The 24,074-nt window shown below is 73.3% G+C and carries 23 protein-coding genes and 2 tRNA genes; 13 read left to right on the forward strand and 12 right to left on the reverse strand.

Going from position 1 to position 24,074, the window contains the following annotated elements; all coding sequences use genetic code 11:
• Positions 1–97 precede the first annotated feature (97 nt).
• From QOL16_RS07275 to QOL16_RS07290, 4 genes are all read left to right on the forward strand, one after another.
• Positions 98–1,036 carry an ATP-binding cassette domain-containing protein gene (locus tag QOL16_RS07275; protein WP_065959502.1) on the forward strand — a complete coding sequence of 313 codons (939 nt, stop codon included), beginning with the start codon at positions 98–100 and terminating at the stop codon, positions 1,034–1,036.
• Positions 1,033–2,052, forward strand: coding sequence for a D-isomer specific 2-hydroxyacid dehydrogenase family protein (locus tag QOL16_RS07280; protein WP_139266445.1), 1,020 nt, complete (start codon positions 1,033–1,035; stop codon positions 2,050–2,052). The genes QOL16_RS07275 and QOL16_RS07280 overlap by 4 nt, the downstream gene beginning before the upstream one ends.
• Before the next feature lie 115 nt (positions 2,053–2,167).
• Positions 2,168–2,240, forward strand: a tRNA-Asn gene (locus tag QOL16_RS07285).
• Between the two features lie 146 nt (positions 2,241–2,386).
• Entirely contained in the window at positions 2,387–2,875 is a 489-nt protein-coding gene (locus QOL16_RS07290) for a hypothetical protein (RefSeq protein WP_065959500.1), read from the forward strand.
• Positions 2,876–2,990: 115 nt separating this feature from the next.
• On the opposite strand, the gene def is transcribed toward QOL16_RS07290, so the two are convergent.
• On the reverse strand, positions 2,991–3,566 hold the full coding sequence (def, locus tag QOL16_RS07295) for a peptide deformylase (RefSeq protein WP_071246763.1): 576 nt from the start codon (positions 3,564–3,566) through the stop codon (positions 2,991–2,993).
• A gap of 39 nt (positions 3,567–3,605) precedes the next feature.
• Here def and QOL16_RS07300 point away from each other — a divergent pair, with 39 nt between their 5' ends.
• The 6 genes from QOL16_RS07300 (at position 3,606) to QOL16_RS07325 (ending at position 8,761) form a co-directional block, all read left to right on the forward strand.
• Complete coding sequence (locus QOL16_RS07300; RefSeq protein ID WP_065959496.1) at positions 3,606–4,517, forward strand: multidrug DMT transporter permease; 912 nt, start codon at positions 3,606–3,608, stop codon at positions 4,515–4,517.
• A gap of 231 nt (positions 4,518–4,748) precedes the next feature.
• On the forward strand, positions 4,749–5,960 hold the full coding sequence (locus QOL16_RS07305) for a glycosyltransferase (RefSeq protein WP_065959495.1): 1,212 nt from the start codon (positions 4,749–4,751) through the stop codon (positions 5,958–5,960).
• 10 nt (positions 5,961–5,970) lie between these two features.
• A tRNA-Ile gene (locus tag QOL16_RS07310) sits at positions 5,971–6,045 on the forward strand.
• 54 nt (positions 6,046–6,099) lie between these two features.
• Complete coding sequence (locus QOL16_RS07315) at positions 6,100–7,227, forward strand: AI-2E family transporter (protein WP_083229971.1); 1,128 nt, start codon at positions 6,100–6,102, stop codon at positions 7,225–7,227.
• 10 nt (positions 7,228–7,237) lie between these two features.
• A complete protein-coding gene (locus tag QOL16_RS07320) occupies positions 7,238–8,041 on the forward strand; it encodes a DUF1684 domain-containing protein (protein WP_071284900.1) in 804 nt (267 codons plus the stop codon).
• Between the two features lie 240 nt (positions 8,042–8,281).
• Positions 8,282–8,761, forward strand: coding sequence for a DUF3145 domain-containing protein (locus QOL16_RS07325; RefSeq protein WP_083229970.1), 480 nt, complete (start codon positions 8,282–8,284; stop codon positions 8,759–8,761).
• Between the two features lie 259 nt (positions 8,762–9,020).
• Here QOL16_RS07325 and fabF read toward each other — a convergent pair whose 3' ends face one another.
• The 6 genes from fabF to aceE form a co-directional block, all read right to left on the reverse strand.
• Positions 9,021–10,265, reverse strand: a complete 1,245-nt coding sequence (fabF, locus tag QOL16_RS07330) for a beta-ketoacyl-ACP synthase II (RefSeq protein ID WP_071284899.1) — start codon at positions 10,263–10,265, stop codon at positions 9,021–9,023.
• A gap of 115 nt (positions 10,266–10,380) precedes the next feature.
• Entirely contained in the window at positions 10,381–10,629 is a 249-nt protein-coding gene (locus QOL16_RS07335; RefSeq protein WP_017886710.1) for an acyl carrier protein, read from the reverse strand.
• Between the two features lie 83 nt (positions 10,630–10,712).
• On the reverse strand, positions 10,713–11,768 hold the full coding sequence (locus tag QOL16_RS07340; protein WP_071284898.1) for a beta-ketoacyl-ACP synthase III: 1,056 nt from the start codon (positions 11,766–11,768) through the stop codon (positions 10,713–10,715).
• Positions 11,765–12,727, reverse strand: coding sequence for an ACP S-malonyltransferase (locus QOL16_RS07345; RefSeq protein ID WP_071284897.1), 963 nt, complete (start codon positions 12,725–12,727; stop codon positions 11,765–11,767). Before QOL16_RS07345 ends, QOL16_RS07340 begins: the two co-directional genes overlap by 4 nt.
• Positions 12,728–12,805: 78 nt before the next feature.
• Positions 12,806–14,008, reverse strand: a complete 1,203-nt coding sequence (locus tag QOL16_RS07350) for a CdaR family transcriptional regulator (RefSeq protein ID WP_171898692.1) — start codon at positions 14,006–14,008, stop codon at positions 12,806–12,808.
• Positions 14,009–14,042: 34 nt separating this feature from the next.
• Positions 14,043–16,787: a pyruvate dehydrogenase (acetyl-transferring), homodimeric type gene (gene aceE / locus QOL16_RS07355; protein WP_071246771.1), complete on the reverse strand. Its 2,745-nt coding sequence runs from the start codon at positions 16,785–16,787 to the stop codon at positions 14,043–14,045.
• A gap of 246 nt (positions 16,788–17,033) precedes the next feature.
• On the opposite strand from aceE, the gene QOL16_RS07360 reads away from it, so the two are divergent.
• Both QOL16_RS07360 and QOL16_RS07365 read left to right on the forward strand, forming a co-directional pair.
• Positions 17,034–17,522, forward strand: coding sequence for a peroxiredoxin (locus tag QOL16_RS07360; protein ID WP_071284896.1), 489 nt, complete (start codon positions 17,034–17,036; stop codon positions 17,520–17,522).
• A gap of 62 nt (positions 17,523–17,584) precedes the next feature.
• Complete coding sequence (locus QOL16_RS07365; RefSeq protein ID WP_175473107.1) at positions 17,585–18,526, forward strand: alpha/beta fold hydrolase; 942 nt, start codon at positions 17,585–17,587, stop codon at positions 18,524–18,526.
• Positions 18,527–18,641: 115 nt separating this feature from the next.
• Here the strand turns inward: QOL16_RS07365 and QOL16_RS07370 are convergent, their stop codons facing one another.
• Positions 18,642–19,250, reverse strand: a complete 609-nt coding sequence (locus tag QOL16_RS07370) for a hypothetical protein (RefSeq protein WP_139197430.1) — start codon at positions 19,248–19,250, stop codon at positions 18,642–18,644.
• Positions 19,247–20,227: an aldo/keto reductase gene (locus QOL16_RS07375; RefSeq protein ID WP_071284895.1), complete on the reverse strand. Its 981-nt coding sequence runs from the start codon at positions 20,225–20,227 to the stop codon at positions 19,247–19,249. Before QOL16_RS07375 ends, QOL16_RS07370 begins: the two co-directional genes overlap by 4 nt.
• Before the next feature lie 84 nt (positions 20,228–20,311).
• Here QOL16_RS07375 and QOL16_RS07380 point away from each other — a divergent pair, with 84 nt between their 5' ends.
• On the forward strand, positions 20,312–21,598 hold the full coding sequence (locus QOL16_RS07380; protein WP_071284894.1) for an APC family permease: 1,287 nt from the start codon (positions 20,312–20,314) through the stop codon (positions 21,596–21,598).
• Between the two features lie 72 nt (positions 21,599–21,670).
• Here the strand turns inward: QOL16_RS07380 and QOL16_RS07385 are convergent, their stop codons facing one another.
• The 3 genes from QOL16_RS07385 to QOL16_RS07395 form a co-directional block, all read right to left on the reverse strand.
• Positions 21,671–22,567, reverse strand: coding sequence for a hypothetical protein (locus QOL16_RS07385; protein ID WP_071284893.1), 897 nt, complete (start codon positions 22,565–22,567; stop codon positions 21,671–21,673).
• A complete protein-coding gene (locus QOL16_RS07390; RefSeq protein ID WP_083395077.1) occupies positions 22,564–23,202 on the reverse strand; it encodes an RNA polymerase sigma factor in 639 nt (212 codons plus the stop codon). Before QOL16_RS07390 ends, QOL16_RS07385 begins: the two co-directional genes overlap by 4 nt.
• Positions 23,203–23,447: 245 nt before the next feature.
• On the reverse strand, positions 23,448–23,975 hold the full coding sequence (locus QOL16_RS07395) for a hypothetical protein (RefSeq protein ID WP_071284891.1): 528 nt from the start codon (positions 23,973–23,975) through the stop codon (positions 23,448–23,450).
• Between the last annotated feature and the right edge of the window lie 99 nt (positions 23,976–24,074).

Here is a 24,074-nt window from a genome sequence, read left to right on the forward strand (position 1 = left end):
CCGCCGTGGCCGCGTTCGCGCGCCGTCACGGCACGCACCGCGCCCGGGACACGGGCCGCGTGTGGACCGTCGCCAGGGGCGGCGTGGAAGGGGACCCATGATCGCGGTGAACGGCCCGGCGGTCGTCGCAGACGACGTCTCGATCGAGTACCGGGGCGGACGTGGCTCGGCTCCGATCCGGGCGGTGGACGGCGTCAGCCTGACCGTCCGGCAGGGCGAGATCCTCGCGGTGCTCGGCGAATCGGGCTCGGGCAAGTCCACCTTCGCCGCCGCGGTCGCCGGCCAGCTCGGTGCCACCGGCGAGGGCGAGGGGGCGCACCGTCGGCACATCACCGGCGGCGAGCTCACGGTCCTCGGCGAGCACGTGCGCGGGCTCCGGCCGTCGTCGCGGAAGGCCGCCCGGCTCACCGGGCGCATCGGCTACCTGCCCCAGGACGGGGCGGACCGGCTCAGCCCCGACCTGACCGTCGGCGAGGCGATCGCCGAGCCCATCTACATGCGCGACCGCCGCTTCGACCGCAAGGAGGCCGGCCTGATCGTCGCCCGCCTGGTCGACGCGGTGCACCTGCCGCTCGGCGTCATGCGCCTGAACACGTGGGAGCTGTCGAGCGGCCAGCGGCAGCGCGTCGCGCTCGCCCGGGCGCTCGTCCTCGAGCCGCAGCTGCTCGTCGCCGACGAACCGGCACGCGGCGTCGACGTCCTCGTCCGGCAGTCGGTCCTCGAGGCCCTCACCAACCTGCAGCGCGGCCGTCAGTTCTCGGCGATCGTGGTGTCGAGCGACCTGCGCGAGGCACGGGCGCTGGCCGACCGTGTCGCGATCATGTCCGAGGGCCGCGTCGTCGGTCTCGGCACCTTCGACGAGGTCCTCGACAACCCCGTCGACCCCTACGTCCGGACCCTCGCGGCGACGGCGGCCCGGCCGGTCAAACGTCGTCCCGCGGGCAGCTCGCCCACCGTGGCACGCCGGTCTGCGGCGCCGCGACAGCCCGCCGCCGCCGGGACCGGTCCCCGCGCCGGACGGCAGGAGAACGCATGACCCGGGACGCACCGACCACGTCGAGCGCCCGCGGACACCGCGCCGTCGTCACCGACGCCGGGGCACCGCTGCCGGTCGAGGCACCGACGCCGGGTCCGGTCGCGATCCTGCCCGAGGCCGCCGACCTGCACGAAGCCGCTGTCCGTGACGCCGGCGGGACGGTCGCGCCCCTCGGTGCCGACACCCGCGGGATCGTCTGGCTCGACGCACGCGACCCGGACGGTCTGGCCACGGCACTCGACGACGCACCCGCCGTCGGCTGGGTCCAGCTCCCGTTCGCCGGTGTCGACGCGTTCGCACACCTCATCGAGGAACACGGCGACCGGGTGCTGTTCACGTCGGCGAAGGGCGCGTACGCGGAACCCGTCGCCGAGCACGCCCTCGCCCTGACGCTCGCGACGCTGCGGGTGCTGCCGGCGCGAGCGCGGGCGACCTCGTGGGCGACCGAGCCCGAGGGCGTGTCGCTGTACGGCCGGAACGTCGTCGTCGTCGGTGCCGGGGGCATCGCGCTCGAGTACATCCGGTTGATCGCGCCGTTCGAGACCTCGGTCACGGTGGTGCGACGGTCCTCCGACCCCGTCGACGGTGCCGACCGCACCGTGACGACCGACGAGCTCGACGCGGTGCTGCCCGACGCCGACGTCGTGGTGGTCGCCGCGGCGATGACCAGCGGCACGGCGAAGCTGTTCGGTGCCGAGCAGTTCGCGCTGATGCAGCCCTCCGCGCGGCTCGTCAACATCGCCCGCGGGGGACTCGTCGACACCGACGCCCTCGTCGCCGCGCTCCGCGACGGCGAGATCGCCGGCGCCGGACTCGACGTCACCGACCCCGAGCCGCTGCCCGACGGCCACCCACTGTGGACCACCCCCGGTGTCGTCGTCACGCCGCACCAGGCGGACACGCCGGACATGGTGGCGCCGCTGCTCGCCGAGCGCGTGTGGGCGAACACGACCGCGTTCCTCGGTGGGGACGGGACCGGGTTCGTCGGCGTCGTGGACCCGGCCGCGGGCTACTGATCCGCCTCCGGGAGCACGGCGCGCCCGGGATGCGCGATGGATGCGCGGACCGGGCTCCGGGTCCTGCTATGCTGGTACCCGTTGTTCGCGGGGGGTTCACCTCGGCGGGCAGTGATCCTCGATAGCTCAATTGGCAGAGCAGCCGGCTGTTAACCGGCAGGTTGTTGGTTCGAGTCCAACTCGGGGAGCAGGCAGGCCCTCATCGTTCGCGGTGGGGGCCTTCTCGCGTCCGGAGTCCTCGTGTTCCGGGGCCTTCTCGCGTCCCGGGGTCGCCGTGCTCCGGCGCCGTCGTGTTCGCAGGCGGCGTCCGGTCTGAAGCTGTTAGCGTTCACAGGTGCTCTCCTCCCGCCGTGCCCTCGTGACGATGCTCGTCGTCGTCGGTGCGCTCGGGCTCGCCGGGTGCACACCGTCGGGGGAGCCCGAGGCTGCCGACTCCGCGGACACCGGCTCCCGGACCGGAGTGGCCGCGTCGGGCAGCGCGCCGATCGTGTTCGCGTTCGTGTGCGGCACGGGCGACGGTGACGCGACCGAGACCTACTCGACCTACGCCGCGGCGTGGGAGGCCGAGCGCACCGACTGCAGCGCGAAGCCGGTCACCGGCACCGAGCCGTCCGCGCAGCAGGAGGCCGCCGTCAGCGCAGCGGACGAGGGGGCGACGCTCCAGGAGCTCGCCGCGACCTGCGCGGAGCGCGGTGTGGCGCCGTGGACCGCGCCGGTCTCCTCACCGGCCGAGGCGGGCCTGGCCGCGGGCCTCCTGGAGTACTGCCCCGGTCACCCGGAACGCGACCGCCTGCAGGACGCGTTGCGCGCCTACCGGGGCTGAGCCGCGCCTCCCGGCCGTCGCCGGTGGCGGCGTCAGCCCGCGGGGTCGTGGCGGGGTCGTGGCGGCGTCAGCGCTCGGGGTCGTCGCTGCGTCAGCCCTCGGGGTCGTCGCTGCGTCAGCCCTCGGGGTGGTCGCGGCCGGGCAGCCAGGACTTGCCGGGGCCGCCCCAGCTGCTCTTGCGGACGGCCTTCGCGGCCTGCTTGGCGTACGGGTGCACGAGGCGGTCGGCGTACAGGTAGCCGTCCAGGTGGTCGTACTCGTGCTGGAAGATCCGGGCGAGCCAGCCGTGGGCCTCGACCTCGAACGGGGTGCCCTCGGCGTCGACGGCACGGAGCAGCGCGGCATCGGCCCGACGGAGGGGGAAGCGCTCGCCCGGGATGGACAGGCAGCCCTCGGCCTCGTCGTCCTCGTCGAGCTCCTCCACAGCCTCGGGGACGAGCGGGCTCGTCCACAGGACCGGGTTGATCGCCACACCGCGGTGCAGGACGTCGTCATCATCGGTCCATGCGTAGACGAACAGCCGCTTCCCGACCCCGACCTGGGGACCGGCGAGCCCGACGCCGGGTGCCAGGTCCATGGTCTCGAACATGTCCGCCACCAGTGCGCGCAGGTCGTCGTCGAAGACGGTGACCTCGGCTGCGCGTTCGTGCAGGACGGGTTCGCCGGTGATGCGGATCGGGAGGACGGCCATTCACCCAGGTTATCCGGACGGGACCGGTAGCCTCATCGCGTGACGACGGACCTCCAGATCCCGGGCGCGGTGAACCTGACACCGTTCCAGGCACTGATGATCCCCGTCGCCCTCGTCGGGGCCGTGTTCCTGTCGCTCGGGGCGCAGTTCCAGAGCCGCGGCGTGCAGCGCGTCGAGGCGAAGCTCGGCCGACAGTCGAAGGGCCTGTCCGTGCGGCACGTGCTCGCGCTGCTCGGCAGCGGGTGGTGGGTGCTCGGCACCCTCATGCTCGGGCTCGCGGTCGTGCTGCAGCTCGTGAGCATCACGTACGCGCCGCTCATCGTCGTGCAGCCGCTCGGCGCCGTCGCGCTCGTGATCACCACGTGGTTCTCGTCACGGTCCTCGGGGGTGCCGCTCGGCGACCGCGCCCGACGGGCGGTCTGGACGTGCATCATCGGTGTCGCGATCTTCGTCGGCATCGCCGCGTTCGTCGGGCACGAGAGTGCGATCGACCGGCCGCAGCTCGTCACGGTGCTGGTGATCCTGGCGGTCGTGCTCGCGATCGTGCTGACGTCGTTCCGGTTCGTGGCGAAGCACCAGAACGCGCTGTACTACATCGTCGGCGCGGGGGTCCTCTACGGCTTCGTCGCGACGCTCGCGAAGGTCGTGCTGAACCGTTTCGTGAACGGCACCTTCGACTGGCTCACGGTGCTCGCGATCGTCGGGGTGCTCGTCGCGGCGGCGCTCGGCGGGTACTTCGTGCAGAACGCGTACTCGAGCGGGTCCGCAGACCTCGTGATCGCCGGCCTCACGGTCATCGACCCGATCATCGCCGTCGGCATCGGTGTCGTGGTGCTCGGCGAGGCCGACGGGGCGCCGTGGTTCGCGGTGCTCGGGTTCCTGGTGGCGGCGGCGATCGCGATCACCGGCGTCTTCCTGCTCGCGAAGCACCACCCGCAGGGCCGGTCCTGACGGCGGACGTCCCCAGGCCTGCCTCCGGGGGCCGGCGCCCACCGCACGCGGCCGTGCCGCCGCGCCCCGGCGCCCACCGCACGGCGGCCGTGCCGCTGCGCCCTGGCGCCCACCGCACGGCGGCCGCGCCGACGCGTCCCCGGGTCCACCGCGAGGCGGACGACTCCGCCCGGACCGGTGCGGTACCGTCGAGGCCCGACCAGCAACGCCCACGAGAGGACGACGCCAGCCGTGACCGATGACGCCACCACCGCCACCGCCACGACGACGGGTGCGACGGGCGGGTCCCGACCCCTGCGCGTGCTGATCGCCGCGGACACGTTCCCACCGGACGTGAACGGCGCGGCCACCTTCGCCGAACAGCTCGCCGTCGGGCTCGCCGAGCGCGGCCACGAGGTGCACGTCGTCGCCCCGGCGGCCAGCGCCCACCACGGCACCTTCGACGAGGAGCACCGCGGCGTCACCCTCGTGGTGCACCGGCTCAAGTCGTACAAGTGGCCGTGGCACGCCTGGCTCCGCTTCGTCTGGCCCTGGAGCGTCCGGAGGTGGACCGGCCCGATCCTCGACGCCGTGCAGCCCGACGTCGTGCACATCCAGTCGCACCTCGTGATCGGCCGCGGCATCGTGCAGGAGGCACACGAGCGCGGCATCCGGGTGATCGGCACGAACCACTTCATGCCCGAGAACCTGCTCGAGTACGTGCCGTTCGGCCGACGCACCCTGCCGATCGCGCTGAAGATCGCGTGGAACGACGCCGCGAAGACCTACCGGCTGGCCGACGCCATCACGACCCCGACGGTCCTCGCCGCGGACTACCTGCGGAAGGCGATCGCCGGGCAGCAGGTCCTGGCGATCTCGTGCGGCATCGACGCGACCCGGTACGTGGCCCGCCCCGGTCGGCCGGCGACGAACGACATCGTGTTCGTCGGCCGCGTCGCCCCGGAGAAGAACCTCGACCTCCTCGTCCGGGCGCTGCCGCTGCTGCCGGCCGAGCTCGACGCGCACCTGACGATCGTCGGTGGCGGCGAGATGATCCCGAAGCTGACCGCGCTCGTGCAGGAGCTGGGCCTCGGCGACCGCGTCCGGTTCGCCGGGTTCGTGACCGACCAGGCGAAGCGCGAGGCCCTGACGAACGGCACCGTGTTCGCGATGCCGTCGACCGCCGAGCTGCAGAGCATCTCCTCGCTCGAGGCGATGGCGTCCGGCCTGCCGGTCGTGGCCGCCGACTCGATGGCCCTGCCGCACCTCATCGACGGCAACGGGTACCTGTTCGCGCCCGGCGACGTCCACGACCTCGCGGCCAAGCTGACGAGCGTCCTGACGGCGTCCGACGAGGACTACGCGGCGATGCGGGCCCGGAGCCTCGCGATGATCGAGGCGCACGACATCAACCGCACGCTCTCGACGTTCGAGTCGCTGTATCGTGGGGAACCGGTGGCCTGACGGTCGCCGCGGGGCGGTAGCCAAGCTGGTCAAGGCAGTCGGCTCATAACCGAACGATCCGCGGGTTCAAGTCCCGCCCGCCCCACTGGTACACGGCCTGCGGGCTGACGATCGGCCCAGAGAAGGTTCCCGTTCCACGATGCAGTTCAAGCGCAAGCACGACGAGGCCGACGACCGCGGACCCACGCCGAACGTGACCCTCGAGACGACCCGTGGCGGCACCGGAGTCCGCATCAACGCCTTCCGGCTCGGCTTCACCGGGGCGCTCGGCGTCCTGATCGCCCTCGTCGTCGGGGCCGTGGTCAGCGAGCTGAGCACCGTGCTCGTCTACATCGGGGTCGCGCTGTTCCTGGCCCTCGGCGTCGACCCGCTCGTGTCGTTCCTCGAGCGGTACATCCCACGGTGGACGGCGATCACGATCGTGGTCGTCGGGGTCCTGGGCGGGTTCGCCGGGGTCGTCTTCGCGGTCGTGCCGATCCTCATCCAGCAGGCCACGAACCTCATCCAGAACTTCCCCGAGATCGTCGAGGACATCGCGCGGCAGGAGTGGGTGCAGGACCTCTCGAAGCAGTTCGCCGGGTCCTTCGACATCGGCCACTCCCTGCAGTCCCTGCAGTCCTTCGTCGAGGACCCGGGCAACCTGCTCAGCCTCGGCGGCGGCATCCTGGCGGTCGGCAGCGGCATCCTCTCCGGGCTCACCGGCGCGGTCATCGTCATCATCCTGATGCTGTACTTCCTCGCCTCGATGCGTGGGCTGAAGTCGATGGCGTACCGCTTCGTGCCGGCGTCCCGTCGCCAGAACTTCATCGACGTGAGCGAGCAGATCACGCAGGCGGTGGGCCGCTACGTCGTCGGGCAGATCAGCCAGGCGCTCATCAACGGCATCCTCAGCCTGGTGTTCCTGCTCATCATCGGTGCACCGCTGCCCGTGCTGCTCGCGACGTTCGCGTTCCTCGGGTCGCTCATCCCGCTCGTGGGCACGCTGGCGGCCGCGGTCGTCATCTCGCTGCTGTGCCTGTTCGCCTCACCCGCGACGGCCCTCGCCGCAGCGATCTACTACCTCGTGTACATGCAGGTCGAGGCGTACATCATCTCGCCGCGCATCATGTCGCGTGCCGTGCAGGTGCCCGGGGCGTTCGTCGTCATCGCTGCCGTCGCGGGCGGCACGATCGGCGGCGTGCTCGGCGCCCTCGTCGCGGTACCGTTCGCCGCGTCGGCGATCATCATCGTGCAGAAGGTCATCTACCCCCGCCAGGAGCTCTCGTGAGCGGGCGCCGGTGACCTCCCTCGAGGAGCACGTCGCCGACCGCGACCGCTGGGCGCGGGGTCCGCGCGGCCCGCTCGCGCTCGTCACGGCGCAGGCGGTCGAGCAGCCGCAGCCCGTGTGGCCGGTGCCGGGGCGCTGGGCTCCCGCGCCCGGCGGCCTGTCCGTCACGGCCGAGGCGACCGACGGGGTCGTCGTGGACGGCGTCCCGGTGGACGGCACGGAGCTGGTCGCGGGGGACACCGCCGTCGTGCCGTCCCTGGTCGCCTTCCCCGGCGGGCTGGCCGGCTCGGTGCACGGGACCACCCTGCGGGTGTGGGACCCCGCCTCCGACGCGGTCGCCCGCTTCGACCACATCGCCCGGTTCCCCGCCGACCCGACCCACGTCACGACCGGCAGGTACACGCCGGTCGACGGTCTGGAGGCACGGGGCAGCGTCCGCGACGCCGCCGGCGACCCGCTGCTGGTCGCCGGCACCGTCTCGGCCGTCATCGGCGGCGTCGCAGCGCACCTGCTCGCGGTGCAGGCCGCCGTCCACCGCGGGACACCCCGACTCCAGCTCATCGTGCAGGACGCGACGAGTGCCCTGCCCGAGGACGATCCGGGCAGCTCGTACTCGATGGGCCGCTTCCTGTTCCTCGACGACCCCGGCACCGAGGCCGAGGTCGCGCTCGACTGGGACCGGCTCGTGCTGCCGCCGTGCGCCTTCTCGTACCAGTACGCCTGCCCGATCCCGCCCGAGCAGAACCGCCTGACCGTGCCGATCCGGGCGGGGGAGCGGCACCCGGTCGACGCGTCGGGCGCGGTCCTGCACTGAGGGCTCCCGGCGCTGCCGGACGCGCCGATCCGCTCGGCGACGGTGGCGCCGATCCGCTCGGCGACGACCGTGCGGTGACCCGGGTGTGGCGTTCCCAGCGCTGACGCTGCATAATGGGCGTGTCCGACAGGACATCACAATCGGATATCGATGGTTCCGGAACCGGGACTCCGCACCACAGGTCGATGGGGAAGTCGCACCTGACGAAGCGGAGGAATCGTGAACGGAACGACGACAGGGGTGCTCTACGTGCACTCCTCACCACGCGCGCTCTGCCCGCACGTCGAATGGGCGGCAGGTCGCGCGATGAGCCGCGCCGTGAACTTCTCGTGGCTCGACCAGCCCGCGCTCGACGGATCCCGTCGGACCGAGTTCACCTGGACGGGCCCGGTCGGCACCGGCGCGTCGATCGCCTCTGCCCTCCGTGGGTGGGAGCACCTGCGCTACGAGGTGACCGAGGAGCCGACGACCGACTCCGACGGCGGCCGGTGGATGCACACGCCCGACCTCGGGGTGTTCTTCGCGCAGACCGACGTGTCCGGCAACATGGTCGTCCCCGAGGACCGTGTCCGCTACGCCATGGAGGTCGCGGGCAGCAACGCACTCGAGCTGCACCGGGAGCTCCGGCTCGCGCTCGGGCAGGCCTGGGACGACGAGCTCGAGCCGTTCCGCCACGCCGCCGAGGGCAACCCCGTCGTCTGGCTGCACCGCGTCGGCTGACCCCCTCCCGTTCCTCCGCCCCACCACGGACGCCGTCCGCTCCCTCCGGAGCGGACGGCGTCCGTCGTCACGGGGCAGCATCCTCGAGCGGGCCACATCCGGCCCGCTCGGCGCCTCCACCCGACGTCCCGTGCACGCGCCGGGGACGTGAGCGGCACGTCCTGCCCACTCGCGCTCCGAACCCGCCACGGACGGCAGGAGGCCCGCCCTGCGGACGCAGGACGGGCCTCCAGACCGACGGGGGTCCCGCCGGACGCGATCAGGCCGTGCGGAACGCGACCACGGCGTTGTGTCCGCCGAAGCCGAACGAGTTGCTCACCGCGACCAGGCCGCCGGTGGGGAGCTCGCGCGGGGCGGTCGCGACGTCCATCACGATCTCCGGGTCCTGCTGCGTGAGGTTGATCGTCGGCGGGGCGACGCGCTCGTGCAGGGCGAGGACGGTGAAGACGGCCTCGATCGCGCCGGCGCCACCGAGCAGGTGCCCGGTCGACGCCTTCGTGGCGGAGACGACGATCGAGTCGAGGTGGTCACCGAAGACGCGGCGCATCGCGTGGTACTCGGCGACGTCGCCGACCGGGGTCGACGTGGCGTGCGCGTTGACGTGCACGACGTCCTCGCGGGCGGCACCGGCGTGCTCGAGCGCGGTGATGACGGCACGGGCGGCGGCGCTGCCCTCGGGGTCCGGCGCGGTGATGTGGAACGCGTCCGAGGTGATGCCGGAGCCGGCGACCTCGGCGTAGATCTTCGCGCCGCGGGCCTCGGCGTGCTCCTTCGACTCGAGGATGAGCGCCGCGGCGCCGTCACCCAGGACGAAGCCGTCGCGCGTGACGTCGTACGGACGCGACGCGGTCTCGGGGGAGTCGTTGCGACGCGAGAGCGCCTGCATCGACGCGAACGCGGCGAGGGGCAGCGGGTGGAGCGCGGCCTCGGCGCCACCGGCGATGACGATGTCGGCCTCGCCGTTCGCGACGTGGCGGTACGCCTCGGCCAGCGACTCGGTCGAGGACGCGCACGCGGACAGGTAGGTGCGGGCACCGCCGCGGGCGCCGAACTCCATCTCGATGGCGGCGGCGGGGCCGTTCGCCATGAGCATCGGGACGGTCATCGGCAGGACGCGGCGGGGGCCCTTCTCGCGGAGGGTGTCCCAGGCGTCGAGCAGCGTGTTGACGCCGCCGATGCCGGTGGCCCAGTCGACGATGAGGCGCTCGGGCACGACGGACTCGGCGTCGATGCCGGCGTCGGCCCAGGCCTCACGCGCGGCGACGAGGGAGAGCTGCGACGACGGGTCGAGGCGCTTGGCCTCGGGGCGCGTCAGCTGGTCGGTGAGGAAGCGTCGCGCCTGGCCGGCGAACTCGACGGGGATCTCGAGGTCGGCGTAGCGCTCGTCCTCGATGCGGGAGATGCCGGACTTCCCGGCGAGCAGCGCCTCCCACGTCTCCGGGGCGGTCGCGGCGAGGGGCGTGATGGCACCGATCCCGGTGACGACGACGGTCTTGTTGGTCATGGAACGACGCGTTCTTTCGTGTGGACGAGCTGGCTCGCAGGAGCCGGGGGTGGACGAGGTGAGCGCCGCGGCCCGCGGCTGGTCCGCCGGGGCCGCGGCGCTCAGGAAGCTCGCGTCAGGCCTGCGCCTTGACGATGTAGTCGACGGCGTTGCCCACGGTCTTGAGGTTCTTGACCTCTTCGTCCGGGATCTTCACGTCGAACTTCTCCTCGGCGTTCACGACGATCGTCATCATCGAGATGGAGTCGATGTCGAGGTCGTCGGTGAACGACTTGTCGGCGGCGACGGTGTCGGTCGCGATGCCGGTCTCGTCGTTGATCAGCTCGGCCAGGCCGGCGAGGACTTCTTCGTTGGACAGGGCCATGGGTGTTCTCCTTGAGGGGGGTGTCGTTTGACCGTGGGACAGCCTAGGGCACGGGTGTGTTCCGTGCGCGGAGGCGCGGGGGACTAGGGGAGGACGACCACCTGCGCGCCGAACACGAGTCCGGCGCCGAAGCCGATCTGCAGGGCGAGGCCGCCCGACAGGTCCGGGTGCTCCTCGAGCAGGCGGTGCGTGGCGAGCGGGATGCTCGCGGCGGAGGTGTTGCCGGTCGTGGTGATGTCGCGCGCGATCGTCACCGTGTCGGGCAGGCCGAGCTGCTTGGCGAACTCGTCGATGATCCGGATGTTCGCCTGGTGCGGCACGAACGCGGCGAGGTCCTCGGGGCGGACCCCGGCGACCTCGAGCGCCTCACGGGCGACCTTGACCATCTCCCACACGGCCCAGCGGAAGACCGTCTGCCCGGCCTGGCGCATGGTGGGGCGGGGAGCGCCGGCGGCCCACTCGTTGTAGGTCGCCGTCATGCCGATGGCGTCCCACTTCGAGCCGTCCGAGCCCCAGATCGTCGGGGCGATGCCGGGGAAGTCGCTCGGGCCGACGACCGCGGCACCCGCGCCGTCGCCGAGCAGGAACGAGATCGACCGGTCGGTCGGGTCGACGACGTCGCTGAGCTTCTCGGCGCCGATCACGAGCACGTGGTCTGCCAGGCCCGACTTGATGAACGAGTCGGCCTGGGCGATGCCGTACGCGTAGCCGGCGCACGCGGCGCTGACGTCGTAGGCGGCCGCGGGCGTGGCGCCGATGCGCTCGGCGAGCAGGGACGCCATCGACGGGGTCGCGACGGTGTGCGTGACGGTGCTGACGAGCACGACGCCGATCTGGGACGGCTCGATGCCGGCCTTGGCGATCGCCTCGCGGGCGGCGGCCTCGGCGAGGTCGACGGCCTCGACGTCGGCACCGGCGCGCTTGCGGGTGACGATCCCGGTGCGCTGGCGGATCCACTCGTCGGACGAGTCGATCGGGCCGACGAGGTCGTCGTTCGGCACGACGTGCTCACCGCGGGCGGCGCCGAACGCCAGGATGCGGGTGAACTCGTGGCCGCGACGCTGCTGCAGCAGCGGACGGGAGGCGCTGGTCGGCGCCGTCTCGTCGGCTGCGGTGGTCGGGGTGGTGGCGTCGGTCATGCGGGTGCGTCTGCTTCCTGGCCTGCGGAACCGTCGCGGTCGGCGTCGCGCTCGAGGAGCTCGATCGCCGCGGGCAGGTCGTCGGGGGTCTTGATCGCCACGGTCGGGGTGCCGCGGAGTCCGCGCTTGGCGAGGCCGACCAGGGCACCGGCCGGGGCCAGTTCGATGATGCCGGTGACACCCGCGGCGGAGAACGACTCCATGACGGCGTCCCAGTGCACGGGGTTCTCGATCTGCCGCACCATGAGGTCGACGAAGCGGCGGCCGTCGTCGACGCGCGAGCCGTCGGCGTTCGTCCAGATCGGGAGCGTGGGGTCCTGCGCGGTCGCGGCGGCTGCGACCGGTGCGACACGGGCGACCGCGGGGGCCATGAACGCGGTGTGGAAGGCGCCGGCGACCGCGAGCGGGATCACGCGCGCCTTCGCGGGGGGTTCGGCGGCCAGGGCCGCGATGCCGTCCGCGGGACCCGCGACCACGGTCTGGCCGCCGCCGTTGTGGTTGGCGGGCACGAGGCCGTGCTGCGCGAGCGCGGCGGCGACGGCGTCCGGGTCGCCGCCGAGGACGGCGGCCATCGAGGTCGGCTCGAGCGCGGCGGCGTCGGCCATCGCCCGGCCACGCTCGGCGACGAGCGCGAGCGCGTCGGTCGGCTCGAGGACCCCGGCGACCGCGGCGGCGGTGAACTCGCCGACAGAGTGGCCCGCGACGCCGCCGACGAGGGTGCGGCGGCCCTCGGCGAGCAGGGCGTCCGCGGTGACGAGCCCGGCGGCCACGATCAGCGGCTGCGCGAGTGCGGTGTCCTTGATGGTGTCGGCGTCGGACTCGGTGCCGTGGCGGACCAGGTCGATGCCGATGGCCTCGGACCACGCCCCGACGCGGTCACGGACGGAGGCGTCCTCGAGCCAGGGGGCGAGGAAGCCGGGGGTCTGGGAGCCCTGTCCGGGCGCGACGACGACGATCACCGGACAATCCTCCCGGGAGCGCCCGCTGCTGTTCGTGTGGGGTTGCCACACGAAACACGCCCAGACGTTGTGCGATCCCTAGCGCCGGGACGGGACCCGGCGGCGTCCGGTGCTCGACTCGGACATCGCGCCGAGGATGAGCGCCGACTGCACGATGAGGGCGTCGCGGGCGTGCGTGGCGTCCCAGCCGATCACGTCGGCGACCCGGCGGAGGCGGTAGCGGACGGTGTTCGGGTGCACGAAGAGCTCCCGTGCGGTGGCCTCGAGCGAGCGCCCGGTGTCGAGGTAGCACCAGAGCGTCTGGAGCAGTTCGGTGGACTGGTCCTTGAGCGGGACGTAGATGCGCTGGACCAGGGCCGACCGGGCGAGGGGGTCGCCGGCCAGCGCCCGCTCCGGCAGGAGGTCGTCGGCCAGTGCGGGACGGGGTGCGCCGCGCCACGCCCGCGCGACGGCGAACCCGGCGAGGGCGCCCTTCGCGCTCGTCGACGCGTCGACGACCCCGGGGACCTCGTTGCCGAGCACGAGGTGCCCCTCGCCGAAGGACGGCTCGAGGGCCTGAGCGATCGCGGTGAACGAGACGGGTTCCTCGCCCTCGGGCACGTCGTCGCGCGGGGTGGCGCGGCCGATGACCACGACGAGCCGGGAGCCCTGCACACCGATGAGCACGTCGGCGTCCATGTGCCGCGCGGTGCGGCGGACCTGGTCGACCTCGAGCTGCTTCGGGGCGTTGCCGACGAGGACCGCGACCTCGCCGTGGCCGTGCCAGCCGAGGGCCGCGATGCGCGACGGGAGTTCGTCGTCGTACTCACCCGACAGGATCGAGTCGACCACGAGCGCCTCGAGCCGCGCGTCCCAGAGCCCGCGGGCCTCGGCCGCGCGGGCGTAGACGTCGGCCGCGGCGAAGGCGATGTCCCGCGAGTACTTGAGGATCGCCTCCTGCAGCATCTCGTCGTCCTTCGCACGCTCCTCGACGACGGTGACCACCACGCGGATGAGCTGCAGCGTCTGCTGCAGGCTCACCGAGCGGAGGAGTTCGCGCGGCGCGGAGCCGAAGACGTCGGCCGCGGCGATCCACGGGGTCGACGCGGTGCCCTCGAGCCACGAGATGAACGACGTGATGCCGGCCTGCGCCACCATGCCGACGGCGGACCGCCGACCCGGGGGCATCTCGCTGTACCAGGGGAGGGTGTCCTCGAGCCGCTTGATGGTCGCGGTCGAGAGTTCGCCCGACACCTGCCGGAGCCAGGAGAGCGCGCGGTCGCGGTCGCTCTGCTGGCCCACGGCAGGGACGGTGCGGGGGGTGCTCACGCGCAGGTCAGCTCTCGCCGCCCGCGCTGCCGGTCGTGCCGGCGGTCACGTCGTGCAGGCGGTACTTGTCGATCGCCTGCTGGACGAGTGCCTGGTCGACCTTGCCCTGGCGGGCGAGCTGCTGCAGCGTCCGCACGACGACCGAGGGGCCGTCGATGTGGAAGTAGCGGCGGGCGGCCGGACGGGTGTCCGAGAAGCCGAAGCCGTCGGCGCCGAGGGTCGCGTAGTCGGTCGGCACGAACGGGCGGATCTGCTCCTGCACGGCGTGCATGAAGTCGCTCACCGCGACGACCGGGCCCTCGGTGCCGAGCAGGCGCTCGGTCACGTACGGGGTGCGCGGTGCCTCGTTCGGGTTGAGGAACGCGTGCTGCTCCGCGTCGAGACCGTCGCGGTACAGCTCACCCCAGCTCGTGACGCTCCAGACGTCGGCGGACACGCCCCAGTCCTCGGCGAGGAGCTGCTGCGCCTCGAGGATCCACGGCACCGCGACACCGGACGCGAGCAGCTGGGCCTTGGGGCCGTCGTGCTCGCTCGGCTTGAGCAGGTACATGCCCTTGACGATGCCCTCGACGTCGACGCCCTCGGGCTCGGCCGGCTGCACGAGCGGCTCGTTGTAGACCGTGAGGTAGTACATGACGTTCGGGTCGGCGTGCTTCGGCGAGCCGTCCTCGTTCGTGCCGTACATCCGCTCGAGGCCGGACCGGACGATGTGCCCGATCTCGTAGCCGTAGGCCGGGTCGTAGGACACGACGGCGGGGTTCGTCGCGGCGAGGAGCGGCGAGTGGCCGTCGGCGTGCTGCAGGCCCTCACCGGTCAGGGTGGTGCGTCCGGCGGTCGCGCCGATCATGAACCCGCGGACCATCTGGTCGCCGGCTGCCCAGATCGCGTCGCCGGTGCGCTGGAACCCGAACTGCGAGTAGAAGACGTAGACCGGGATGAGCGGCTCGCCCTGCGTGGAGTACGAGGTACCGACCGCGGTGAAGGCCGCGAGGGCGCCCGCCTCGTTGATGCCGACGTGGATGATCTGGCCCTGCGGGCTCTCCTTGTAGGCCAGGAGGAGCTCACGGTCGACCGAGGTGTAGTGCTGACCGTTCGGGTTGTAGATCTTCGCCGTCGGGAAGTACGCGTCCATGCCGAACGTGCGTGCCTCGTCCGGGATGATCGGGACGACGCGGTTGCCGAAGTCGGGGGAGCGCAGCAGGTCCTTGAGCAGGCGGGCGAACGCCATCGTCGTGGCGACCTCCTGCTTGCCGGAGCCCTTCTTGACGACCTGGTACTTCGACTCGTCGGGCAGCGTGAACTGCGTGTACTTCGTCCGACGCTCCGGCACGTAGCCGCCGAGTTCGCGGCGACGCTCGTGCATGTACTGGATCGCCTCGTCGTCGTGACCCGGGTGGTAGTACGGCGGCGTGTAGGGGTTCTCCTCGAGCTGCGCGTCGGAGATCGGGATGCGCATCTCGTCGCGGAACTGCTTGAGGTTGTCGAGCGTGAGCTTCTTCATCTGGTGGGTCGCGTTGCGGCCCTCGAAGCTCGGGCCGAGGCCGTAGCCCTTGACCGTCTTCGCCAGGATGACGGTCGGCTGGCCCTTGTGCTCGGTCGCGGCCTTGAACGCAGCGTAGACCTTGCGGTAGTCGTGCCCGCCGCGCTTGAGGTTCCAGATCTGGTCGTCCGAGTAGCCCTCGACCAGCTGGAGCGCCTTCGGGTCGCGCCCGAAGAAGTTCTCGCGGACGTAGGCACCGTTCTCGGCCTTGTAGGTCTGGTAGTCGCCGTCCGGCGTGGCGTTCATGAGGTTCAGCAGCGCGCCGTCGGTGTCACGGGCGAGCAGGTCGTCCCACTCGCGGCCCCAGACGACCTTGATGACGTTCCAGCCGGCACCGCGGAAGAACGCCTCGAGCTCCTGGATGATCTTGCCGTTGCCGCGCACCGGGCCGTCGAGGCGCTGGAGGTTGCAGTTGATGACGAAGTTCAGGTTGTCGAGCCCGTCGTTCGCCGCGACCTGCAGCTGACCGCGCGACTCGACCTCGTCCATCTCGCCGTCGCCGAGGAACGCCCAGACCTGCTGGTCGGACGCGTCCTTGATGCCGCGGTTGGACAGGTACTTGGCCTGCTGCGCCTGGTAGATCGCGTTGATCGGGCCGATGCCCATCGACACGGTCGGGAACTGCCAGAAGTGCGGCATGAGGCGCGGGTGCGGGTACGACGACAGCCCGCCGCCGGCGTGCGAGTGCTCCTGGCGGAAGCCGTCGAGCTGGTCCTCGCTGAGGCGGCCCTCCATGTAGGCGCGGGCGTACATGCCGGGGGAGGCGTGGCCCTGGAAGAAGACCTGGTCGCCGCCGGACGGGTGGTCCTGCGCGCGGAAGAAGTGGTTGTAGCCGACCTCGTACATCGCGGCGCTCGACGCGTACGTCGAGATGTGGCCGCCGACGGCGATGCCGGGGCGCTGCGCGCGGTGCACGGTGATCGCGGCGTTCCACCGGATCCACCGGCGGTAGCGACGCTCGAGTTCCTCGTCACCGGGGAACTCGGGCTCGTCCTCGGGCGCGATGGTGTTCACGTAGTCGGTCGTCGGGACCATGGGCACGCCGAGGTGCAGCTCGTTCGAGCGCTTCAGCAGGCTCTGCATGATCTCGCGGGCCCGCTGGTGGCCGTGCGTCGCGACGAGTCCGTCGAGCGACTCACGCCACTCGGCGGTCTCCTCCGGGTCCTGGTCGGTCGCTGCCGTGCTGCGCGGGTCCTGGTCGTTCACCGTCACCGTTGACCTCGTTCGTTCTCGTGGTGGTGGACATGGTGGCTCCCGGGACGGTCGGGTCGCGACCGAGCAGGGAGACCCACACCACTCTAGGCCCCACCGCCGACCGTCCGGCTGACGGTGCCGTGCGGGTGGACAGGTGCTTGCATCTGCGTGTCGTCGGCGTACGATTGCCGATCGTGCGTGCGCGACCCGTGCCCGTACGACGTCGACGGGCAGACCCCACGCCCAGGAAGCAGCAGCGCACCGATGGCACTGGAGATCGGCTCCCTCGCGCCGGACTTCGAGCTCCCGAACCAGTTCGGTGAGCACGTCCGGCTCAGCGACTTCCGGGGCGTCCGCCCGGTCGCGCTCGTCTTCTTCCCGCTCGCGTTCTCGTCGGGCTGCACGAACGAGCTGTGCACCCTGCAACACAACATCGCGATGTTCCAGGACCAGCGCGTCGAGCTGATCGGCATCTCGGTCGACTCGAAGGCCACGCTGCGCTCGTTCGCCGAGCAGAACGGCTACGACTTCGAGCTGCTCGCCGACTTCTGGCCGCACGGCGCGGTGTCCAAGGAGTACGGCGTGTTCCTCGACAAGAAGGGGTTCGCGACGCGGGCCACCTTCGTGATCGACGTGCAGGGCCGCATCAAGGCCTCGATCATCACCGAGCCCGGCCTGCAGCGCGACGTCGCGGAGTACCGCGCAGCGCTCGACCGCCTCGCCGCCTGCACGGCACCCGTCCCCGTCGGCTGACGCCGCCGCTCCGAAGGACCGGTGGGGCGCGACCGCGTCCCGGTGACCGGACGGGAGGCGCGGTGCACGCCGTCGACGACCCCGCCGGTGCACGGGTGGTCACCGCCACCCCGTCGCCAGGCTCGTACGCGCCGCACCCGGTCACTGCCGACCCCGCGGTGTGGTCGCTCGTGCGCACCACCGTCGCGACGGACGCCGGCCCCGTGGTCGTGCACCACCGGCCCGGACCGCGCCCGGTGCTGTTCCTGCACGGCGTCGCGGGTTCGTGGACGACCTGGACGCCGCTCCTGACCGCCGTCGACGGGCTGCCCGGCCGCGGGCTGGTGCTCGTCGACCTGCCGGGGTGGGGTGCGTCGACGGCCGTCGGTGCCGGACCAGCCGACCTCGACGCGGTCGTCCGGGCCGTCGTCACGGTGCTCGACGCCCTCGGCACCGGGCCCGTGGACGTGGTCGGGCACTCGATGGGCGCGTTCGTGGGCCTCGAGACCGCCGTCGCGGCGCCGACGCGCGTGCGCTCGCTCGGTCTCGTCTCGGGCACCACCACGGCGACGGTCCGGGCGGCACGGCACCCGGTCCGTGCCCTCGCCACGCTGCCGGCGTTCACGCTCCTGCGCGCCGGGCTCGCGGTCACCGGTCGTACCGCCCGGTCGCTGCTGCGGGGGCTGGCCCGGGTCGGGGTGCTCCCGCTGCTCGCCGCACCGGTCTTCGCACACGTCCGCCGACTCGACCCGAGCGTGCTCGACGCGTTCGTCGCCGAGTTCCGGCCGGAGCTGTTCTCCACGGCGGCCCGCTCGGCGGCCGGGTACGACGTCGGACGCTGGCGCGCGGTGACGAGCCCGGCGACGGCGGTCGTCGGCAGGCAGGACGTGTTCGCCCGGACGACCGACCTGGACGACCTGCGGGCGCTGCTGCCCGGGGTCCGGACCGCGGTGCTCGAGGACTGCGGCCACTTCGCGCACGTCGAGCACCCGGACGCCGTCGCCGCGCTGCTCGGGCTCGCCTGACCCGCACCGTTCGGATCCGGCTGACCCGCATTGCTCGGGCTCGCCTGACCGCACCCGCCGGGCTCGCCGGGCGCGACCCGGTCGCGCCCTGCACTGACGACCGACGTGCCGGACGTCAGCGGTACTGCGGCGGCCAGTCGAACGGCGCCGGCCGGTGGGCGACCTCGCCGATCGTCGTGACCGCGAGGACGACCTGCCGACGGTCCTCGAGCGCGATGGTCCGGGGGTTGCCGAGGAAGCGGTGGCCGTCGACCCACACGGTCAGTTCCCCCCGCAGCCCGCCGACGTGCCCGGCGCCGAGCGAGACGCCCCACTCGTCGAAGAACTGCCCGAGGGTGAACGTGCGGCGCTCCGGCGACTCGACGTGCAGGATGCCCGACGTGTCGTGCGTGTGCAGCTCCGCGGCGAACCGCTCGCGCGACGAGTGTCCGACGTTCCCGGGCACCGTGACCGGCACGTCCCCGTCCAGGATCGTCAGGTGGGTGTGCACGTGCTCCGCGAGCGGCTCACCCCACACGTTGCGCAGGCCCGCCGCGTCGGCCCGCGTCTGCAGGTCGGTCGGGGCCGGCCACGGAGGCGCGGACCGGGTCGTGCCCGCGGCCGGCGTCGAGCAGACGGCCAGCAGCAGGACGGCGACCGCCGCCACGACCACCACCGCGCGCGGCGCGGGGCGGGCGCCCGCACCGCCCGTTCGGCGACGCGGCCCGGCCGCGGTCGTGCTCACCACCGGTCGTGCACGGCGGCACGGAACCACCGGTCGTAGAGCTCGTGCACCGTGGCGTCGAGGCCGGGCACCTCGCCGAGGTCCGCGGCGCCCGCGTTCGAGCGGGCCTGCTCGGGGTTGCGCGCACCGGGGATCGCGGCCGTCACGCCGTCCTGGGCGACGATCCACGCGAGCGCCGCCTGCGGGACCGAGACGCCCTCGGGCAGGGCGGCGGCGAACGCCTGCGCCGCCTGCACGCCGTCCGCGAAGTCGACCCCGCTGAAGGTCTCGCCCTGGTCGAACGCCTCGCCGTGCCGGTTGTAGTTGCGGTGGTCCTGTTCCGGGAACGTCGTCTCGGTCGTGTACCCGCCGGACAGCAGCCCCGAGGCCAGCGGCACCCGGGCGAGGATGCCCACTCCCGCCTCACGCGCGGCGGGCAGCACGCGGTCCAGGGGCTTCAACCGGAACGCGTTGAGGATGACCTGCACGCTCGCGACACCCGGCCGGGCGATCGCCGTCAGTGCCTGGTCCGCGGTCTCGACGGACACGCCGTACGCGGCGACCGACCCGTCGGCGACGAGGGCGTCGAGGGCGTCGTAGACACGGTCGTCCTCGAAGACCGCGGTCGGCGGGCAGTGCAGCTGGACGAGGTCGAGCGTGTCCTGCTGCAGGTTCCGCCGCGAGCGGTCCACCCACGCGCGGAAGTTCGCGGCGACGTAGTTCTCCGGCACCTGGTCGGCGCGACGGCCCATCTTGGTCGTCACGGTGAGCGGGACGTCGGGGTTGGCCCGTCGCCAGGCTCCGATGAGCTGCTCGCTCCGGCCGTCGCCGTACACGTCGGCGGTGTCGAACAGGGTGACGCCGGACTCGACCGAGGCGTCCATCACGGCGGCGGCGTCCTGCTCGCTGACGGGACCCCAGTCACCGCCGAACTGCCAGGTGCCGAGACCGACCACGGACACGGAGCGGCCGGTACGGCCGAGGGTGCGACTCTGCATGCCGTCGAGCGTAGTCACGGCCGGTGCGGGCGGTGCCCGGACCGTCCGGTCCGGGCACCGTCGTCGTGCGGCAGGATCGGCGACGTGGACCGTCCCGCCGCCGCACCGCCCCAGCCGTCGCTCGCCCGCCGTCTGACCCTGCCCGACGCCGTGCTCATCGGGCTCGGGTCGATGATCGGGGCGGGCGTGTTCTCGGCGTTCGCACCCGCGGCCGCAGCCGCGGGCGCGTGGCTGCTCCTCGCCCTGGCGCTCGCCGGTGCCGTCGCGTTCTGCAACGCCACCTCGTCCGCCCAGCTCGCGGCGCAGTACCCGACCTCGGGCGGCACCTACGTGTACGGACGGGAGCGGCTGGGACCGTGGGCCGGGTACGCCGCCGGGTGGTGCTTCGTCGTCGGGAAGACCGCGAGTGCCGCGGCCATGGCGCTCACCTTCGCGTCCCACGTCGCCCCGGGGCCCTGGACGAGACCGGTCGCCGTCCTCGCGGTGCTCGCGACCACCGGGGTGAACCTGCTCGGGATCACCCGGACCGCGCGGCTCACCCGCGTGCTCGTCGCGGTCGCCCTCGTCGCGCTCGTCACCGTCGTCGTGATCGGCGCGACGACCACCGCCCCCGCCGCGGACGGACCAGCCGGGGGCCCGTCACCGCTCGGGGTGCTGCAGGCCGCGGGCTTCCTGTTCTTCGCGTTCGCCGGGTACGCCCGCATCGCCACCATTGGCGAGGAGGTCGTCGACCCCGCCCGGACGATCCCGCGCGCGGTCGTCCTCGCGCTCGGGCTCGCCCTCGTCGTCTACGCCGCGGTCGCGCTCGCCATGCTGCACGCCCTCGGCCCGGCGGGCACGGCGGGCACGCCGACACCCCTCGCCGCCGTCGCCGCGCTCCCCGGCGGGCCGTGGCCGGTCGTCGTCCGCGTCGGGGCCGCCGCGGCCTCCCTCGGGGCGCTGCTCGCGATCGTCGCCGGCATCGGTCGGACCGCCCTCGCCATGGCCCGCGGCGGCGACCTGCCCGCGGCGCTCGCCGCCGTGCACCCCCGCCGCCGGGTGCCCCACCGCGCCGAGGCGCTCCTCGCCGTCGTCGTCTGCGTCCTCGTGACGACCGTCGACCTGCGCGCGGCGATCGGCGCCTCGGCGTTCGGTGTCCTGCTCTACTACGCGGTCGCGAACGCCGCGGCGTGGACGCAGGACCGCGCGCACCGCCGCTGGCCCCGGGCGCTGGCGCTCGCCGGGGTGGTCGGGTGCGTGGTGCTCGTCGCCGCCCTGCCACCGTCATCCGTGGTGGCGGGCACCGTGGTGCTGGCGGTCGGACTCGCGCTGCGGTGGGTGCGGCTGCGCCGTTCCGCTCCACGGCGCCCGAGTCCGCCGCCGGGCGACTGACGCTCGCGGGTGCGCCGGACGCCAGGGGAGCCCGGCCGATCACCGGGGTCGCGCCGCGCTCGGTCCCCGTCGTCAGTCCGCGGAGCGGGGGTCCGTCGACGGGTCGTACCGCTGGTCGCCCCAGGTCCCGTCGTCACCGGGTGGGGCCGGGTGCTCCGACTGCCAGGTGCTGCTCACGTCGTCGAACTCGGACGCGCCGCACCAGTCGCCCGCGGACAGGTCCGAGACGCCGAAGACCACGAACAGCGAGGACTCCGGCACGATGCCGAGGGACTCGCCCCTGGCCGTCATGCACCCCTGGAACCGGTGGAACGCCGCGAGGTACTCGCTCCGGGTGACGACGCCGTCCCGGACCGCCTCCTGCTGCGCGGCGCTGGGTCCGGGCAGCGGCGGAGCCCCGAGCCACCCCGTCGACAGCGTCCAGCGCGCACCGGGCGTGGTGCGGACGACGACGGTGCGCGACGGCAGCGCTCCGACCGCGATCGTGCCCGTCACGGTCCGACCCGGGTCGCACGAGGGCACCGAGGACCCGCCTGCCTCCGATGCCGCGAAGCCGACCCGCGTCGCCCCGGCGTCGGACAGGCAGCGGAGTGACCAGGCGAGCTGCTCGGCGCCGGGCGGTGGTGCACCGACCGAGACCTCGTCGTCCCCCGACCCGAGCACGGCCTCGGGATCCCCGACGATCGGGGTGTACGGCATCGTCGTGCCCTGCACCGCGGCCCGGGCTCCGGCACGGGCGGCCGTGGCGTCGGCGTCAGGCGTCGCGGCGGCGGTGATCGCCCCGCCCATGGTCGCACCGGCGAGCACGCAGAGCAGCGCACCGCCGACGCTCGCGGACCGCCACCGCCGTCGCCGGGCGGTCTGCTCGACGGTCGTGACGAGCAGGGACCGCAGTGCCAGGGTCCGCTCGTCGACGGCGCCTGCCGGAGCGCCGCGGTCGTCGGCTCGGGGCTGGTCGTGGTGGGTCACGGGCGTGCTCCGTTCGGTCGGGTCCGGCGTGCGGGCTGGTGCTGGTGCTGGTGCTGGTGGTCGTGTGGCTCCGCATCCGACGACCGCGCGACCCGTGCCGCCAACCGGGCACGCGCACGGGAGAGTCGGGACTTGACGGTGCCCTGCGGGATCCCGAGCGCCTCGGCGACCTCCCGCTCGGCGTAGCCCTCCAGGACGACGAGGGTCAGGACCTCCTGGTCCCTGGGAGCAAGCGTGCGGAGGGCACGCACGGCCTCCCCGTCGGTCTCGCGGTCGGCGTGGTCCGGCGACGGCTCCGGTGGGGGCAGCCGGTCGAGCGCCGCCCGGTACCGGCGGGTCGCGCGGCCCTGGTTCCGCGCCGTGTTCGTCGCCGTGACGAGCAGCCACGGGAGCACGGACCCGTCGACGAGCCGCACACGGGCCCGGAGCCGCCACGCCTCGAGGAACACGACCGCGACCGCGTCGGCGGCGTCGGCCTCGACGGGCAGCAGTCGCTGCGCGTGCCGCAGCACACGGTGCCGGTGCCGGTCGAACACGCGGCCGAACGCCTCGCCGTCACCACCGAGGGCCCGGCCCCAGTCGACGCGGTCCTCGTCGGTGCTCGTGCCCGGTCTGCCGGGCTGCTCGTTCCCCATGCCCAGGAGTGTCCGCTCGGTGCCGATCGGTTCCACTCCGTCCCGATCCGGTCCCGTCCCGCGTGTCGACCCCACCTGCGGAAGGCTCGCACGACCCGTGCGGCCCCCCGTGGGGCGCGCCGCGCTCGCCGCGGACCGGTCGTGGCGGGGCCCCGAGGAGGCGGGTCGCGCCTCCCGGCCGGTCGCGGACGACCGGACCCGCCGTGTCGGAGCCGAGCCGGGCCTCCAGACCGACGGCTGCGCCGTCAGGACGCGGTGGTGACCCCGCGGCGCAGCACCGCGCGCGCAGCGCGGGCACGGGGGATCACCCAGCAGGCCGACCACACGCCCATGCCGACCCACAGGCCGCTGAGCAGCAGCGTGAGGAGCAGTCCGTGCTGGTCGAGGGCCGACCAGGTCATCGCCGTCCACAGCACGCAGAGGACGATCTTGCTCCAGCCGGCGCCCTCGCGGTCGGCCTGTGCCTGCAGGAGGGGGATCCAGACGTCGGCGGTGACGTCGGGCGGGACCGCGCCGTCGGCGACCCAGCGCTGGGCGCGCACCGACTGCTCGTAGCCACCGCCGGAGCGCCAGCTGCGCAGCTGGGTCCAGACGCCGAGCGCGGCACCGAGCAGTCCGGCCGGGACCCCGACCGCGACCAGGAGACCCGTGGTGGGTTCCGCCCAGGACGAGGCGACGAGGACGACCAGGACCGCGCCGAAGGCCGCGCCCGCGACCGCGGTACCGAGCAGGCGGAGCCGCCCGGCCTCGTCGAGCACTCCGACACCGTCCACGGGGACGACCGTACCCGGCTCGGCGGGAGGGACGCTGCGCGCACGGCCGGGGCGCGCGGGCGGTGTGGGTGGGCCGTGGTGCGCGGGACGCTGCGCGCA

It is taken from the genome of Curtobacterium sp. MCBA15_004, from assembly GCF_001865055.2.
Classification (GTDB): domain Bacteria; phylum Actinomycetota; class Actinomycetes; order Actinomycetales; family Microbacteriaceae; genus Curtobacterium.